A 15,866-nucleotide genomic window follows, 5' to 3' on the forward strand; every position below is an offset into this window, starting at 1 on the left:
CAGCGAAGGGATGGATCATGGCCAACACCAGCAAGAATCGGGTCTTCGTCGTCGGAGTCGGAATGACGAAGTTCGAAAAGCCCGGTCGCCGGGAGGGCTGGGACTACCCGCAGATGGCCAAGGAGTCCGGCACCAAGGCGCTGGAGGACGCCGGCATCCCCTACACCGACGTCGAGCAGGGCTACGTCGGGTACTGCTCGGGCGACTCGACGTCGGGCCAGCGCGCGCTCTACGAGCTTGGCATGACGGGCATCCCGATCGTCAACGTCAACAACAACTGTTCGACGGGCTCGACGGCGCTCTACCTTGCCGCGCAGTCGATCCGCGGCGGGCTCGCCGACTGCGTCATCGCGCTGGGCTTCGAGAAGATGCAGCCCGGCTCCCTCGGCGGCGGGGCCGACGACCGCGAGTCGCCGCTGATGCGTCACATCGTCGCGCTCAACGAGACCGACACGATGGCATTCCCGGTGGCGCCGTGGATGTTCGGCGCCGCGGGCCGCGAGCACATGAAGAAATATGGAAGCACTGCCGAGCACTTCGCGAAGATCGGCTACAAGAACCACAAGCACTCGGTGAACAACCCGTACGCCCAGTTCCAGGACGAGTACACGCTCGACGACATCCTGGCCGCCAAGATGATCTCCGACCCGCTGACCAAGCTGCAGTGCTCCCCCACCTCCGACGGGTCGGGCGCAGCGATCGTGGTCAGCGAGGACTACGTCGCCCAGCACGGTTTGGCCGCCCAGGCCGTCGAGATCGTCGGCCAGGCGATGACCACCGACTTCGCCAGCACGTTCGACGGCAGCGCCGCGAACATCATCGGCTACGACATGAACGTCCAAGCGGCGCAGAAGGTTTACGACCAATCAGGGCTCGGTCCGCACGACTTCCAGGTCATCGAGTTGCATGACTGCTTCTCGGCCAACGAGCTACTGCTGTACGAGGCGCTCGGGCTGTGCGGCGAGGGCGAGGCGCCCAAGCTCATCGACGACGGCGACACCACCTACGGCGGGCGCTGGGTGGTCAACCCGTCGGGCGGGCTGATCTCCAAGGGCCATCCGCTCGGCGCCACCGGGCTAGCTCAGTGCGCCGAGCTGACCTGGCAGCTGCGCGGCACCGCCGACAAGCGCCAGGTCGACGGCGTCACCGCCGCGCTGCAGCACAACATCGGCCTCGGCGGCGCGGCCGTCGTCACGGCCTACCAGCGCGCCGAACGCTAGTCGCGGTACTCGATCACGTCGTACTCGCCGTCGGCGTGGCGAGCCCGGATCGTCTTCTTGTCGTACTTGCCGACACTGGTGCGCGGCACTTGGTCGACGAAGGTCCAGCGCTCGGGCAGCCACCAGCGAACCACCTTGTCCACCAAGAATTCCCGCAGCTGCTGCGGGGTGGCGTCGGCACCGTCGTTGAGCACGACGACGGCCAGCGGGCGTTCCTGCCAACGCTCGTCGGGCACGGCGACGACGGAGGCCTCGAGCACCGCGGGATGCGCGATGAGGTGGTTCTCGAGCTCGACCGACGAGATCCACTCGCCGCCGGACTTGATGACGTCCTTGGCGCGGTCGGTGAGCGTGACGAAGCCGAGCGGGTCGACGCACCCGACGTCGCCGGTGCGCAACCAGCCGTTGTCGAACTTCGACTCGTCGCGGCCCAGGTAGTACGAACCGGTGACCCACGGCCCCCGCACCTCGATCTCGCCGACGGCCTTGCCGTCGTGTGGCAGCGGGTGGCCCGCGTCGTCGACGATGCGGACCTCGACGCCACACGCCGCCCGGCCCTGGCTGGAGCGCAACGCCCAGGACAGTTCGTCGGTGACGCCAGGGATCGGGATGGCAACCGTCGCCACCGGAGAGGTCTCCGTCATCCCCCAGGCTTGTTGAATCCGGACGCCGTAGCGTTCCTCGAACACCTTCATCATGGACAACGGCACCGCGGAGCCGCCGCACGCCACCAGCCGTAGCGACGAGATGTCGTGGCCCGGATTGCGTTCCAGATGGTTGAGCACGTCGTTCCAGATGGTCGGCACGGCCCCGGCGACGGTCGGCCGCTGTGTCTCGATCAGGTCGACGAGCGACGTTGCGTCCATGAAGCGTTCGGGCAAGACGAGGTCGGCCCCCGCCATCAACGCCGCATACGGGAGACCCCAGGCGTTGGCGTGGAACATCGGCACGATCGGCAGCACGGAGTCGCCGACCCCGACGCCGAGCACGTTGGTGGTGCAGGTGCTCATCGAATGCAGATACGCCGACCGGTGGCTGTAGACGACGCCCTTCGGGTTGCCGGTCGTGCCGCTGGTGTAACACATTGCGGCGGCTGAGTTCTCGTCGAGCTCGGGCCAGTCGAAGGAAGGCGACCGGCCGGCCAACGCGTCGGAGTAGCGCACCACCATCTTCCCGGCGTCCTGCAACGGGGCGAGGTCGCCGTCGCCGACCGCGAGCACCGTGTGCACGGTCGTCAGCAACGGGAGCACGGGAGCGAGCTGCGCGGCCAACGAGAGGTCGGCGACGATCACCCGGTCCTCCGCCTCGTTGGCGATGTAGGCGATCTGTTCGGGCGAGAGCCGAATGTTGAGCGTGTGCAGGACCGCGCCCATCGACGGCGCGGCCAAATACACCGCGAGGTGTTCAGCGTTGTTCCACATGAAGGTGCCGACGCGTTCGTCACCGGTGATGCCGAGTCCGCGTAGCGCGTTGGCCAGTCGCGCGGCCTGCTCGCCGAGCTCGCGGTACGTGGTCGTGCGGTAGCGGCCGCCACCCATGGCGGTGGTCACGGTGCGGTCGCCGTTGACGTCCGAGGCGTATCGCATGATCGTCGTGACGGTCAACGGGACGTCCTGCATGGTGCTGCGCATCGTCGGCTCCCTCGGTCGGTTGGGCGCGATGGTAGCCGCGCGAGCTAACGGCGGCGGCGGTTCGGCAAGGGCCGCTCGGCGGCATGGAACGTTTTGCGCCCCCACAGCGATAAATCAGTCGAACTACATCCATTTACCAGACAGGGGGCGCCCACCCATGCGTCCATCGTTGATTTCAGCCACACTGGCCACTTTGGCCGCAGCAGTATGCGTGGTGACCGTGCCGGCAGGCATCGCCACCGCCGACCCGGGCGCCCAGATCACCATCAACCAGTTGCAGCTCGACGGGTACACGGTGAACGTCGACCGAGTCGGGAGCGCGCCCATCCAGGACTGCGTGGTGACCAGTGTGCGCAACCCGCAGATCCAGACCCGCACGATTCGCGACTACTACGGCAAGAAGGACGCGAACGGCAATCGCAAGTGGCGCATCATCGAGATCGAGACCGGCCGGTCGATCTCGGTGTCGCTGGACTGCTCGCGCTGACCCGCCGCGCCCGACTCCGTAAGGTTCCCCCCGCGCGCCAACTAGGGGATGATGGTCGCGACACGACAGGAGGCGCGGCCATGCGCATGAAGTGGACGGTTGCAGCGGCGACCATCGGAGTATGCGCAGCGGCAGTCGCCCCGGCCGGTTTCGCCGGCGCGGACGAGACGGCGCAGGACGTGATCTCGCGGCTGCAGGACCAGGGCTACACGGTGACCATCGACAAGATCGGCACCGGATCCATCGACAAGTGCACGGTGACCAGCGTGCGCAATCCGCAGACCGTGTCGCAGCTCGTGCCGTACGTCGGCCCCGGGCTCGGCGGTGACCGAATCCTGGTCCCGCAGACCACCAGTCAGACGGTGTCGGTCTCGCTCAACTGCTCGCGCTGAGCACGGTTACCTGCTGGAGCAGTCCAGTGACACGGTGATGGTCCGGTTCACCACCACCTCGATGAAGCGGTCGCGGCCCTTGCGTCCATCCACCCGGATGAGCCTGGTCTGCTCCTGCGGGTTGCGCACGCTGGTCACTTCGCACTCCGAAAGTGGCGCGCTCCCAATGCGATCGACGCGGACGTCGTAGCCGGAAGCTTCCAGCTGGCCAATGGTGACGATGGCCTCGTTGGATCCGGCGGAAGCCAAACCCGCTGGGGCGAGGATCAATCCGCACGCCGCGGCGGCCACGGCGATCAAAGTCAGTAATGCTGCGCGCATCATGCACCTCCATGTCGTTCCGGGGTGCGATGTCGCGGCACGCCCGCTCGGTGGCCGGTTGGGCCGTCATAGAGGAAACGAGCTGGGCTGCGGTTCGGTTCAATTCACGCGGGGGCCGACATGAAAGGACCCGGCCAGTCGGGGGGGGAGGGCTGGCCGGGTCCTTCATCTCCGCGCCCTACGCCGGTGCAGGGATGCGCTCCTGCACGGGCTCTTCGACGCGGTCGTCTTCGTCATCGAGCATGGTCAATTCGTCGAACGGAGCGTCGCCGCTGAGCACGGCGTCGACCCTGTCCTTGTCGATGGTGTGAGTCCACGATCCGACCAGGATGGTGGCCACCGCGTTGCCCGAGAAGTTGGTCAGCGCACGGGCTTCCGACATGAACCGGTCGATGCCCACGATCAGGCCGACGCCGTCGAGCAGGTCCGGGCGGTGGCTCTGCAGCCCGCCCGCGAGCGTCGCCAGGCCGGCGCCGGTGACGCCGGCGGCACCCTTGGAGGCGACGATCATGAACACCAGCAGACCGATCTGCTCGGTCAACGACAGCGGGTCACCCATCGCACCGGCGATGAACAGCGACGCCATGGTCAGGTAGATCGCGGTGCCGTCGAGGTTGAACGAGTACCCGGTCGGCACCACCACGCCAACCGTCGTGCGCTCGACGCCCAGGTGCTCCATCTTGGCGATCAGGCGCGGCAAGGCGGATTCCGAGGACGACGTGGACACGATCAGGAGGTACTCGCGGGCCAGGTAGCGCACCAGCTTGAAGATCGACACTCCGGAGACCACCCGCAGGATGACGCCCAGCACGCCGAACACGAACACGATGCAGGTCAGGTAGAAGGCGAGCATCAGCCCGAGCAGTTGCGTGACCGCGGTCCAGCCGGTCTGGCCGACGACGTTCGCGATGGCACCGAACGCACCGATCGGGGCGAGCCACAGGATCATCACCAGGACCTTGAACACCAGCTTCTGCAGCGACGCGATCGCCCGCAACGCCGGCTCGCCCGCCCTGCCCATGCCCTGCAGCGCGAACCCGACGAGCAGCGCGACGAACAGCGCCTGAAGCACGCTGCCCGCCGTCAGCGCGGAGAACAGCGTGTCCGGGATGATGCCCTTCACGAACTCCAGCAGTCCGCCCGCTTCGTGGGCGGTTTCGGCGAGTTCGGCACCCTTACCCGCGGTTTTCTCCGTCAGGTGCATGCCGCTGCCTGGGTGAATCAGGTTGCCGACCACCAGGCCAATCGCCAGCGCGAATGTGGACATCACCAGGAAGTAGAGGAAGGCCAGCCCGCCGACCTTGCCGACGGTGGCCGCCTTGCGTACCGATCCGATGCCCAACACGATCGTGCAGAAGATGACCGGCGCGATCATCATCTTGATCAGGCTCACGAACATCGTGCCGAGCACCCCGACGCTCTTGCCGACGTCGGGGGCAAGCAGGCCGACGACGACACCAGCGACGACGGCGACGATGACGGCGATGTACAGCCAGTGGGTTCTGTCCCGCTTCGCCGGCGGTGCCGACGTATCGAGTTTGTTGGCCATGGGATTCCTCCGAGTCGCGAGCGGATTGTGGTCTGCAAGGATGGTGTTCTCAGAAGTGACCCAGGTCACGCTTTAGTTCATTACGTTCACGGCGGAGGTGCGATGCGTAGCTGGTGGCCGCGCTCGCTGGCTGGCCAGGCGATCGCCCTGCAGGTCGCGGTGATCGCAGTGGTGGTCGTGGTGGGCAGCGCCCTGGCTCTGCTCGACGCGCGCCGCGACGCCGACGACGCCGCCCGTCAGCAGGTCGTCAGCATCGCCACGGCGCTGGCCGACTCACCGTCGACCGCCGCCGCGATCGGCTCCGGCCGGGCCACCGAGATCCTGCAGCCCGTCACGGAGGCCGTGCGCACCAACACCAACATCGCGTTCATCACGATCATGGCGCCCGACGGCACCCGCTTCACCCACACCGATCCGACGCAGATCGGCGGCCACTACCTTGGCACCATCGATCCGGCGCTGCGCGGCGAGACCTTCACCGAGGTGTACACCGGCACGCTCGGCCCCTCGATGCGGGCCATCGTGCCGGTGCGCAACGAGGCGGGGACGGTGGTCGGCCTCGTGGCCGCTGGCATCACGCAGCAGACGCTGGCGCAACGCTGGCGCGACACGTGGCCTGCCATCGCGACCGTCGGGCTTGGGGCGCTTGCCGTTTCGATGCTCGGTGTGTGGGCCATCCGCCGTCGCCTGCTGCGCCAGACCCACGGGCTTCGCCCCGATGAACTACGGGTGATGTACGAGCACCACGACGCGATCCTGCATTCGGTGTCCGAGGGGCTCGTCGTGCTCGACGGTGACCGGGTGGTGCTGGCCAACGACGAGGCCCGCCGCTTGCTGGCATTGCCTGCCACCGACATCACGTCGTCGGACCTGCCGAAGTTCCTGCGCAGCTACGAGCCCGGCGCGCGCGACGAGCTCCACGTGACCGACGAGCGCGTGCTGGTGGTGAACCGGTCGAAGGTGGAGGGGTCGGCGCATTCCGAGGTGGTGACGATTCGCGATCGCACCGAATTGCAGGGCGCACTAGGCGAATTGAGCTCGTTGCACGTGCTGGCCGACTCACTGCGCGCGCAGGCGCACGAGGCCGCGAACAAGCTGCACACGGTGATCACGATGGTGGAGCTCGGCCGACCTCAGGATGCGGTCGAGTTTGCGACCGAGGAACTGGCCCTGTCTCAGCGCCTGGTGGACCGGCTGTCCGCGGACGTCGGCGAACCCGCATTAGTCGCCCTGTTGATCGGCAAGACCGCCCAGGCCGACGAACGCGGCATCGCGCTGAGTGTCACCGAGGACACCCAGTTGCCTTCCGCTGCAGAGCAAGTGCCGCTGTCCGCGCAGGAGCTCGTCACCGTGCTGGGCAATCTGATCGACAACGGGATGGATGCGTGCGACCGCGACGATCCGTGGGTCGAGGTGACGGTGGGTCTGGACGACAGGGCACTGCTGATCCGGGTCGCCGACAGTGGCGCAGGCATGGATGCGGACGCGTTCGCCCGCGCCATGCAGCGCGGCTACTCGACGAAGTCCGGGGCCGACGCCGAGCAGCACGGGCTCGGCCTCGCGTTGATCGCTCAGGTGGTGCGGCGTCACGACGGCGAGTTGACCGCGGACGTGACCTACGGCTCGGTCGTCACGGTCACCGTGCCGAGGGCGGCCGCGTCGTGATATCCGTGCTCATCGTCGAAGACGATCCCCTGATCGCGCAGGCACACAGCACGTATCTGGCTCGGCTGGAAGGCTTTTCGAACGCCGCGGTGGCCCACACCGCACGCGACGCCATGCAGCTCGCAACGGAGGCCTCCGCGTCGGACACCCCGATCGAACTCGTGCTGCTCGACCTCGGGCTGCCCGACGCCAGCGGGATCGCGTTGGCGTCGGCGCTGGCCGGGCTGCGTCCCGCCCCGGACATCATCGCCATCACGTCGGAACGCGACCTGGAGATGGTGCGGGCCGCCGTTGCCCACGGTGCGCTGGCCTATCTGCTGAAGCCGTTCACGTTCGCGGCCTTTCGCGACCGATTGGAGCGCTATCGGCGTTACCGATTGGCGCTGCCCGCGGGCGTCGACGCTGCCAGTCAGGCCGAGGTGGACAGGGCGCTCGCCGAGTTGCGGGTTGCCACCGACAAGTCGGCCTCACCCAAGGGCGCCGCACCGCAGACGAACGACGACATCGCTCGGACCGTGCGCGATCGGGCCGATGGCGCGACGGCCGACGAGGTCGCCAAACACGTTGGGGTGTCGCGTGTCACCGCGTGGCGCTACTTGGAACGACTCGCCGACGAGGGCGTCGTCACGCGGCACACCGACTACGGCAAGGGCCGCCCGAAGACGCGCTACCAGTGGCGCTGAAAGGTCAGACTCCGACCGGCTGCAGTTCCCGAACCGGCTGAGCGACAACCGGGTTGGCCGCGACGAACTGCGCGTAGAGCATCGGCGCGCGCGCTGTGACCGCATATGCGGTGACGCTGCCCGCGTAGTCGGCGATGTAGAGCCGCTCGGGGCTGACGGCGACGCACGACGGGCGAGCGCCCACCGAGACGGAGCCGACGACGGTCCTGGTCTCGGTGCAGACGACGTGGACCTGGTCGTAGTCGACGACGAAGGCCCGGGTGCCGTCGGGGCTGAGCGCGAGCTGCATCGGTGCGGCGCCGACGCTGACGGTGGCGTACACGCGGTTGCCGACCAGGTCGAGCACGTGCAGCACGCCACGGTCGTCGATGTTGGAGGTCAGTGCGTAGGCGGTGCTGTCGAAGCCCAGTTCCAGCCCGCGGATGGGGGCACCGAGTTCGATGCTGCGACGCACGTGGCCCGACTCGACGTCGACCACGATGACGCGGCTGCTCACCGAGTCCGACGTGGCGATGAACAGCCTGCGGCCCGCGGCGTCGACGCGCAGTGCGTCGATGGTGGCGTCCGGGGTGCTCGCGACCTCGATGGTGGCGACGCGCTCGGCGATGACGTCGATGACGGCGACGTCCACGCCGTCACGCCCGGCCCGGGCCGCGTACACGCGCTTGCCGTCGATGTTGGCGGCAATCGCGGTGACGTTGCCCGACATCGGGTAGGCGGCGACGATCTTGCCGCTGTCGGTGTCGATGACGGTGACGGCATCGTCGCTGGCCGACGACACGGCCACGAAGGCGCGCGCGTCGGAGACTGCGACGGCGAACGGCTGGCCCGTGGCGACGCCGCCGCGAACGGCGAGCGACTCGGCATCCAGGACCGCGAGCGTGTTGTCGCCGAAGTTGGTGACGACGAGCGAGCCGCCGTCGACGGCGATGTCCGAGATCGGGCCCCGCCCGAGGGTCGTGGAATGCAGCAGGGACACGTCTTGCGTATCCACCGTCACGCCGTGTGTGCGCGCGATCGTATTAGCCATGGTCTTGGCACCTCCGCCGGGCGGCATGCACCGGCACTAGATCAAATGTTTTATCGTCGCCCAGTCGGGGCGCGGTCTGCGTCGAGTCTAGCGACGGAATCGGACACTCCGAGGGCGCTCGGCATAAGCCGACGCCTCACTTCTGTCAACCTCTCAGGCCCCACTTAGGAAACTCTTCGTTATGCGACCGTTATCTTTGGTTGGCAATGCGTCTCGTAGCGTTTTCCTTGCACTTTCGACGGATTTGGCAACCAGTCACCCGGGTGGCTTCGGGAACCGTCGAAACCTGGGCTCTTAGGCTTCGCCGCGAAAGTGAGCGCTAAATCACACGGCGACACGACAGCAAACTTCCGCCGTTCTGCGGCGAAACTGACGGCTGTGACAGTTGAGGCCAACGATGTCTCAGCGTCCGAGCCCGCGGACACGGCGAGACTTTGCCGTTTACCCATCGTTCAGCTTGCGCAGGCGCGTCGCGCTCGCGATTTCGGCGCGCGCACGGACGCTCACCGGGCGAAAGCGCGCCGAAATCCCTCAGCCCTGATCGACGGTGTTGCCGTTACCCCCGTTGTCCACCTGCGGGGAGCCGGAGTGATAGATGACGGAGTTGTTGACGCCGGAGGCGGTGATGGCGTCCGCCGAGTCCACGGTGATCTTGTTCTGGACACCCGATACGGAGACCAGTGAGCAGTTGCCCGTGATCTCGATGACGTTGGAGAAGCCGCTGACGGTCACCGCCCCGCCGTCGCAGACCAATGTCTTCGAACCACCGGAGCCCGAGACGCTGACCGAGCCCCCGGCGGCGATGGTTGGGATCGACGATGCCGTCGGCGCTTCCTCGCCGATGGTGCCCGGGGAGAGCGACGGGAAGCTCGGGGGCGAGAACGACGGGATGCTGCTAATCGTGTTCCTCACGGCGAAGACTGCATACAGCCCACCGATCGCCGGCACCAGGACGACAAGGGCGACGATGGCCAAGATCCACCCGGTCGGAAAGCCGGACTTCTTCACGGTCGGATTGAAGGGACCACCAAACGACGCCGGTGGCGGATAGCTCCCATACCCGCCGGGCGGCGGCGCGTAGCTCTGGTCGTACGACCCGGGCGGTGGCGGCGGAGGGGGCAGCGGGTACGTCGAACCGCCGGGCGGCGGCGGAATGTAGCCGTATTGCCCCGATCCGGCGTCGGGCGAACCCGTCCCGAGTTCGGTGCTTCCGCCCCCCAACTCGGACGTGCGGGCCTGGTCGTTCAGGGATCGCTCCAGTTCCCGGATACGGGCCTCCGGGTCGTCCTTCGAGTCCATGCGCAGATGGTCCCACATCGACGAGGCTTTGCCATGCCTAGCGACGAAATCGCCGCCGATGCCGGTGCGCCTGTCCCCCAGCTGGGCACCAGCACAGACGGTAAGAGCTTGCGCTACACCGTGTTTCGCAGTTCAGCCGTGCGACACGACGCTGTCGCCGGACTTGTTGATGCGGGGCTCTCCGAAGTGATACGTCACCGTATTGCCGAAGCCAGAGGCGGTGATCTCGTCGGACGAATCGACGACCACCTTGTTCTCGAAGCCCGACACCGCGAGGTCGGCGCAATGCCCAGTGATCGTGACCGTGTTGGTGAAGCCGCTGACGCTGACGTCGCCGCCGCCGTCGCACACGACGGTCTGCGTCTCGTTCGAGCCCGACACGCTGACGTTGCCACCCGACGAGACGGTTAGCCCCTGCGGACCCATGAAGCCCGTCTTGTCGAAGGCGAGGAACAAGCTGCCTGCAATGGCGATCCCGACGACCGTCGTGATCGCGAACATCATCCACCCGAGGCGACGTCCCGTGCCGGAGATGGTGTACTGCAGGCCGCCGTAGGACCCCGACACCGGCGGGTAGGCCGAGCCGAAGGACGTTGCCGGCGGCGGATACGTCGGCCCGTAGGACACCGGCGGCGGGGCGACGTACCCGTACTGACCCCCGCCGGGTTCGTAGCCCTTACCGCCCAACTCGGACGTGCGGGCCTGCTCGGTCAGGGAGCGCTCCAGTTCCCGGATGCGGGCTTCTGGATCGTCCTTCGACTCCATGTGCCGATGGTCCCACAACGGCAGGACGGTGCGACGGAATCGAGCTACAGCGTCGGAAGCGGACTGACCTGCGCGACGGTCACGTCCCGCGTCATGCAGCGAGGGCACTTGTGGATGTCCGTCAGTGCCCTGACCTGATCGGTGGCCTTCTGACAGAACGCGAGGATGCATTCACACGACAACGTGACCAGCCACTCGGCCAGGTGACGGCCGTCTCGGCGGGCGACTTCGCACGCGCCCATGTCCTCGCACTCAACGACCATGCCGCGCTCGAGAAAGTACTCGGGACGGTGCTTCATGACGCGGCGAATTGGTCGGAGTCGGCCAAGGCATGCCTCCTGCTGAACGCGGTGGGGATGGGTCCATCTTGCCAACCGTCGCCGCCAGAGGCCAGCCGTTTCGCTCGAGCAAACCACTTCGTGTCGGACGATCTTGATGCACGGGCCACCCTGCGCGCTACCGCACCTTGGACAGAAACTCCTGTAGGCGTGGATGTTTGGGGTCTCGAAGAGCTCAGTGGGGGCGGCATCCTCGACGATCTTCCCGCCGCCGGTGAAGAGCACCCGCGACGCCACCCTGGCGCAATCGCTTCCGTCGGCCTATGAAGAAGGCATGGACACCGATCCGGAGCGTGACTACCCGCAGCCGCCTGCCGTCCGTGGGCGGGTCGAGCCTGCGCCGCGGCGGGTTCGCGGCTTCCTTGGCAACGAGTTGGTCTTCGACACCACGTCGGCGCGCTACGTGTGGGAGATGCCGTACTACCCGCAGTACTACGTGCCCCTCGCCGACGTCCGCTCCGAGCACCTACTCGACGAGAACCATCCGCAGAAGGTGCAATTCGGACCGTCGCGGACGTACTCGTTGGTGGGCGCCGGGCAGACGCACGAGTCGGCGGCGCGGGTGTTCGACGACGGCGACGGCCCGGTGGCGGGGCTGGTGCGGTTCGAGTGGGCCGCGCTGACCTGGTTCGAGGAGGATGAGCCGATCTACGGCCATCCCCGCAACCCGTATTCGAGGGTCGACGCGCTGCGCTCGCACCGGCGGGTCACGGTCGAGCTCGACGGAGTGGTGCTGGCCGACACCAGCTGCCCCGTTTTGCTCTTCGAAACCGGTTTGCCGACAAGGTATTACCTCGACGCATCCGACGTCGCCTTCGAACACCTCGAGCCGAGCGACACGCAGACGCTGTGCCCGTACAAGGGCGTGACGTCGGGCTACTGGTCGGTGCGGGCGGGTGACGCACTGCACCCCGACCTGGCGTGGACGTATCACTATCCGCTGCCTGCCGTCGCGCCGATCGCGAGCCTGGTGGCGTTCTACAACGAGAAACTCGACATCATCGTCGACGGCACCCCACTGGCGCGGCCGAAGACCCAATTCAGCTGACGGAACCGCTTCTACCTGCAATCTCCCGCAGATCTCCACGAAGCCTCCAAGTTCGGACCGCCTCGCTGCGACAACATCGACTCATCGACAAAAGCGAGCCGCCAGGCTCTCGCACGAGGAGTCCACCATGAAGAAGTCCATCCGCTCGACGATCGTCATCGGCGCCGCCGCCATCGGAGCGCTGCTCGCGCCCGCGGCCCCGGCATTCGCCGCCGCCGACCTCGACATCGCTCAACTCGAGGCTCAGGGCTTCGACGTCAAGGTCAACCGGATCGGCAGCGCACCGCTGGACGAGTGCGAGGTGACCGACATCCGCAACCCCCGGGAACAGAAGCGGTTCCAGCGCATCGGCGACGACCTCATCGAGGTCGTCTTCAAGCGCACGATCACGGTGACGGTGAACTGCTCGCGCCGCTGAGCGTGCGCACCGGCTCAGGTGCTCGTTCGGGCCAATCGGCGCCATCACCCTGCGAAGCTGAGGCGATGACCGAACATCGGGGCGTCGACGATCACGTCGTGCAGTTGCGCGATGGGCGGGCACTGGGTTACGCCGAGTACGGGCGGCCCGACGGCCGCGTCGTCGTCAGTGCCCACGGCGGCCTGGTGGGCCGGCTCGACGTGGCCGCGGCCGCACCCTTCGCCGAACGGGCGGGGGTCCGACTGATCTCACCCGACCGGCCTGGGATCGGGCTCTCCGATCCCCTGTCCGGACGCTCGATGCTGGGCTGGGCCGACGACGTCGCCGATCTGCTCGATCAGCTTGGAGTCGACCGCTTCGCGGCGATGGGATGGTCGATGGGCGGCCAGTACGCCGCCGCGCTCGGTCACGCGATGCCGTCACGGGTGATTCGAGTCGCAATCGTCGCAGGGGCCCTGCCGCTGACGGAACCCGGACGGTTCGCCGAACTGCCGTTCTTCGACCGCGCGTACACGCGGCTGTCGCAGCGGGCGCCGGCCGTCGCCCGGCTGTGCTTCCGAACGATGGCGTTGATGGCCCGGTCGGCACCCACGCTAAACGGTCGATTGGTCGCAATGGAACTCGGCAAGGCCGATGCGGCGGTCCTGAAAACCGAAGGGTTCGCAGCATTTTCGCACACCTCGTATGAGGGGTTACGACGCGCATCCGGCGTCGTGGACGACTACCGAACCTGGATGCTGCCATGGGGGTTCGCACCCGAGGACCTTCGGGTGCCGGTCGACGTCTGGTCGGGCCTGGAGGACGAACTCGTCCCGAGCAACTGGGGAGACGAACTGGCGCAACGCATTCCCGGCGCCACCCGCTACCTGCGGCCCGGCGGCCACTTCGTGGCGCACCTGCACTTCGACGAACTGTTCGAGGCGCTGCTGCGCTCGGAGTCGCCAGAATCGGCTACCAGACCCTGATGCGGTCCTCGGGCCTAAGGTAGAGCGCGTCGCCCTCCTTGATGTCGAACGCGTCGTACCACTCGTCCATGTTGCGGACGATTCCGTTGACGCGATACTTCGCCGGGCTGTGGACGTCGCTTTGCAAGAGAATCCGCTGTATTTCGGGGCGGCACAACCCCTTCCAGCTGGCGGCATAGGCGAGGAAGAAACGCTGGTCGCCGGTGAGCCCGTCGATGACCGGCGCCTCCTTGCCGTCGAGCGACAACTTGTAGGCGTCATAGGCGATGCGTAGGCCGGCGAGGTCGGCGATGTTCTCGCCGAGCGTCAGGGCGCCGTTGACGTGCATGCCGGGCAGCGGCTCGTAGGCGTCGAACTGCGCGGTGAGCTTGTCCGCCTCCGCTTCGTACCGCTGCTCGTCGGCCGGCTTCCACCAGTCGCGCATCGTGCCCGTCGAGTCGACCTTTCGGCCTTGGTCGTCGAAGGCGTGGCTCATCTCGTGACCGATGGTCGCTCCGATGGCGCCGTAGTTGGCGGCCGAGTCGGCTGCGGCGTCGAAGTAGGGCGGCTGCAGGATGCCTGCGGGAAAGGTGATGTCATTGAACCGGGCCGCGTAGAAGGCGTTGTTGGTCTGCGGGGTCGTACCCCACTCGGCCCGGTCGACGGGCTTGCCCAACCTGTCCAGTGAGTCCTCGGAGGCCCACTGCTCGATGCTCCTCTTGTTCGCGAACAGGTCGTCGGGCACGATGTCGAGGTCGTCGTAGGTCTCCCACTTGTCCGGATAGCCGATCTTGGCCACCATCGCGGTGAGCTTCGCCTGCGCCTGCTCCTTGGTCTCGGGGGTCATCCACTCGGCATCGTCGATCCGCGCCGCGTATGCGCGGCGCAAGTTCTCGACGAGCGTCAACGCCTGATCCTTGGTGGCCTGCGTGAAGTGCGCCTCGGCATAGCGTTCGCCCACGGCGTCGCCCAGCGCATTGCTGACGGCGGAAACGCCGCGCTCCTCGCGGGGCGAGCGCTGTTCCTGGCCTGCCACGACGCGGCCGGAGAAGTCGAATAGCTCCTCGGAGAAGGGTTTTGACAGTTGAGCTCCGTAGGAGGCCAACACGTGGTAGCGCTGATACGACTTCCAGGATTCCACGGGTTGGGTGGCGAAGAGCTGCGCCGTCTTCGTCAGGACGTCCGGCGCACCGACTTGCACGTCGATGTCGGCCGGGAACCCCAGCGCGTCGAACATCTCCTTGAGTGGCGCTCCAACAGCGAGCTTTTCGACCTCGGCGCGAGGCATGATGTTGTTGGACTTCTCGACGTCGCGGGACTCCTCTTGTGTCCGCTGCACCTGTGCCAGTGCGGTTTCGAGCGCGAGGATTCGTTCGGCTTGCGCGGGCGCGTCCTGATAGCCCGCAAGGCTGAGCATCTTCTCGACGTGCGCGACGAACTTCTCCCGCAACGCAATCGAATCGGGGTCCTGCTTCAGGTAGTAGTCGCGCTCGCCAAGCGACAGTCCCCCCTGATCGATGGCGACGATGTAGCGAGTGGGGTCGTTCGGATCGATGGTGATACCCGCAGAGAAGGGGTCGTCCACCGACGTACGCATCCTGTTGAACGACAACATCACATCGGTCATGCCTGCGCGGTCGACGGCACCATCGATGGCGGTGAGGAACGGCTTGACCGGTTCGAGGCCTCGCGCGTCGAGGTCCTTCTCGTCCATGTACGACGAGTACAAGTCCCCGATCTTCTGCGAGATGTCGCCCTTCGGCGCGTGCTCCGCCGACGCCGACTCGACGACCGACGTCAGGTCGGCGTCCAGTTGGTCCTGGATGTCGAGGTCGACCCCCGTACACGTCCTGTCTGGACGGATCTGCGCCGACTTCTCCCACGACCCAACGACGTAGCCGAAGAAGTCGTCGCCGGGGTTGACGGACTTGTCCATGCCCGTCATGTCGATGCCCCACGCGCCGTACCTCGGTTTGGGCGGCTCGACAGGTGGCGAGGGCGTCGCACACCCCGACAACACCAAGCCCGTCGCCAGTCCGGCAGCGAGCGCCCGACCCAATACACGCATTGTTGACT

16 protein-coding genes are annotated in these 15,866 nt (G+C 66.9%); 8 read left to right on the top strand and 8 right to left on the bottom strand.

Features of this window, described 5'->3' with window-relative positions; genetic code table 11:
- The first annotated feature begins 17 nt into the window (after positions 1 to 17).
- The gene (locus SLQ33_RS14195) at positions 18 to 1,220 is read left to right on the top strand and encodes a lipid-transfer protein (RefSeq protein WP_319454502.1); all 1,203 of its coding nucleotides are present in this window, start codon (positions 18 to 20) and stop codon (positions 1,218 to 1,220) included.
- Here SLQ33_RS14195 and SLQ33_RS14200 read toward each other — a convergent pair.
- Complete coding sequence (locus SLQ33_RS14200) at positions 1,217 to 2,851, bottom strand: long-chain fatty acid--CoA ligase (protein ID WP_319454503.1); 1,635 nt, start codon at positions 2,849 to 2,851, stop codon at positions 1,217 to 1,219. The two genes, SLQ33_RS14195 and SLQ33_RS14200, sit on opposite strands and share 4 nt — an antisense overlap.
- A 193-nt stretch (positions 2,852 to 3,044) precedes the next feature.
- On the opposite strand from SLQ33_RS14200, the gene SLQ33_RS14205 reads away from it, so the two are divergent.
- Positions 3,045 to 3,338 carry a hypothetical protein gene (locus SLQ33_RS14205; RefSeq protein WP_319454504.1) on the top strand — a complete coding sequence of 98 codons (294 nt, stop codon included), beginning with the start codon at positions 3,045 to 3,047 and terminating at the stop codon, positions 3,336 to 3,338.
- Positions 3,339 to 3,418: 80 nt separating this feature from the next.
- On the top strand, positions 3,419 to 3,730 hold the full coding sequence (locus tag SLQ33_RS14210; RefSeq protein WP_319454505.1) for a hypothetical protein: 312 nt from the start codon (positions 3,419 to 3,421) through the stop codon (positions 3,728 to 3,730).
- Positions 3,731 to 3,736: 6 nt separating this feature from the next.
- Here SLQ33_RS14210 and SLQ33_RS14215 read toward each other — a convergent pair whose 3' ends face one another.
- Together SLQ33_RS14215 and SLQ33_RS14220 are read right to left on the bottom strand one after the other, a co-directional pair.
- Complete coding sequence (locus SLQ33_RS14215) at positions 3,737 to 4,051, bottom strand: hypothetical protein (RefSeq protein WP_319454506.1); 315 nt, start codon at positions 4,049 to 4,051, stop codon at positions 3,737 to 3,739.
- Positions 4,052 to 4,229: 178 nt separating this feature from the next.
- The gene (locus SLQ33_RS14220) at positions 4,230 to 5,600 is read right to left on the bottom strand and encodes a cation:dicarboxylate symporter family transporter (protein ID WP_319454507.1); all 1,371 of its coding nucleotides are present in this window, start codon (positions 5,598 to 5,600) and stop codon (positions 4,230 to 4,232) included.
- Positions 5,601 to 5,702: 102 nt separating this feature from the next.
- Between SLQ33_RS14220 and SLQ33_RS14225 the strand changes: the two genes are divergently transcribed.
- Both SLQ33_RS14225 and SLQ33_RS14230 read left to right on the top strand, forming a co-directional pair.
- Entirely contained in the window at positions 5,703 to 7,265 is a 1,563-nt protein-coding gene (locus SLQ33_RS14225; RefSeq protein ID WP_319454508.1) for an ATP-binding protein, read from the top strand.
- A complete protein-coding gene (locus tag SLQ33_RS14230; RefSeq protein WP_319454509.1) occupies positions 7,262 to 7,948 on the top strand; it encodes a response regulator in 687 nt (228 codons plus the stop codon). The genes SLQ33_RS14225 and SLQ33_RS14230 overlap by 4 nt, the downstream gene beginning before the upstream one ends.
- A gap of 4 nt (positions 7,949 to 7,952) precedes the next feature.
- On the opposite strand, the gene SLQ33_RS14235 is transcribed toward SLQ33_RS14230, so the two are convergent.
- The 4 genes from SLQ33_RS14235 to SLQ33_RS14250 form a co-directional block, all read right to left on the bottom strand.
- On the bottom strand, positions 7,953 to 8,978 hold the full coding sequence (locus SLQ33_RS14235) for a YncE family protein (RefSeq protein ID WP_319454510.1): 1,026 nt from the start codon (positions 8,976 to 8,978) through the stop codon (positions 7,953 to 7,955).
- 531 nt (positions 8,979 to 9,509) lie between these two features.
- Complete coding sequence (locus SLQ33_RS14240) at positions 9,510 to 10,277, bottom strand: DUF3060 domain-containing protein (protein WP_319454511.1); 768 nt, start codon at positions 10,275 to 10,277, stop codon at positions 9,510 to 9,512.
- A gap of 132 nt (positions 10,278 to 10,409) precedes the next feature.
- Positions 10,410 to 11,042: a DUF3060 domain-containing protein gene (locus SLQ33_RS14245; protein ID WP_319454512.1), complete on the bottom strand. Its 633-nt coding sequence runs from the start codon at positions 11,040 to 11,042 to the stop codon at positions 10,410 to 10,412.
- Between the two features lie 44 nt (positions 11,043 to 11,086).
- Positions 11,087 to 11,341 (bottom strand): hypothetical protein, encoded by a 255-nt coding sequence (locus tag SLQ33_RS14250; RefSeq protein WP_319454513.1) that lies wholly within the window; start codon positions 11,339 to 11,341, stop codon positions 11,087 to 11,089.
- 313 nt (positions 11,342 to 11,654) lie between these two features.
- On the opposite strand from SLQ33_RS14250, the gene SLQ33_RS14255 reads away from it, so the two are divergent.
- The 3 genes from SLQ33_RS14255 (at position 11,655) to SLQ33_RS14265 (ending at position 13,811) form a co-directional block, all read left to right on the top strand.
- Positions 11,655 to 12,428, top strand: a complete 774-nt coding sequence (locus SLQ33_RS14255) for a DUF427 domain-containing protein (protein ID WP_319454742.1) — start codon at positions 11,655 to 11,657, stop codon at positions 12,426 to 12,428.
- A 127-nt stretch (positions 12,429 to 12,555) separates the two neighbouring features.
- Complete coding sequence (locus tag SLQ33_RS14260) at positions 12,556 to 12,846, top strand: hypothetical protein (protein WP_319454514.1); 291 nt, start codon at positions 12,556 to 12,558, stop codon at positions 12,844 to 12,846.
- A gap of 65 nt (positions 12,847 to 12,911) precedes the next feature.
- Positions 12,912 to 13,811, top strand: a complete 900-nt coding sequence (locus tag SLQ33_RS14265; protein WP_319454515.1) for an alpha/beta hydrolase — start codon at positions 12,912 to 12,914, stop codon at positions 13,809 to 13,811.
- On the opposite strand, the gene SLQ33_RS14270 is transcribed toward SLQ33_RS14265, so the two are convergent.
- Entirely contained in the window at positions 13,798 to 15,858 is a 2,061-nt protein-coding gene (locus SLQ33_RS14270; protein WP_319454516.1) for a M13 family metallopeptidase, read from the bottom strand. The genes SLQ33_RS14265 and SLQ33_RS14270 overlap by 14 nt on opposite strands.
- Positions 15,859 to 15,866: the final 8 nt, after the last annotated feature.

It is taken from the genome of Mycobacterium sp. RTGN6, from assembly GCF_033804605.1.
Classification (GTDB): domain Bacteria; phylum Actinomycetota; class Actinomycetes; order Mycobacteriales; family Mycobacteriaceae; genus Mycobacterium.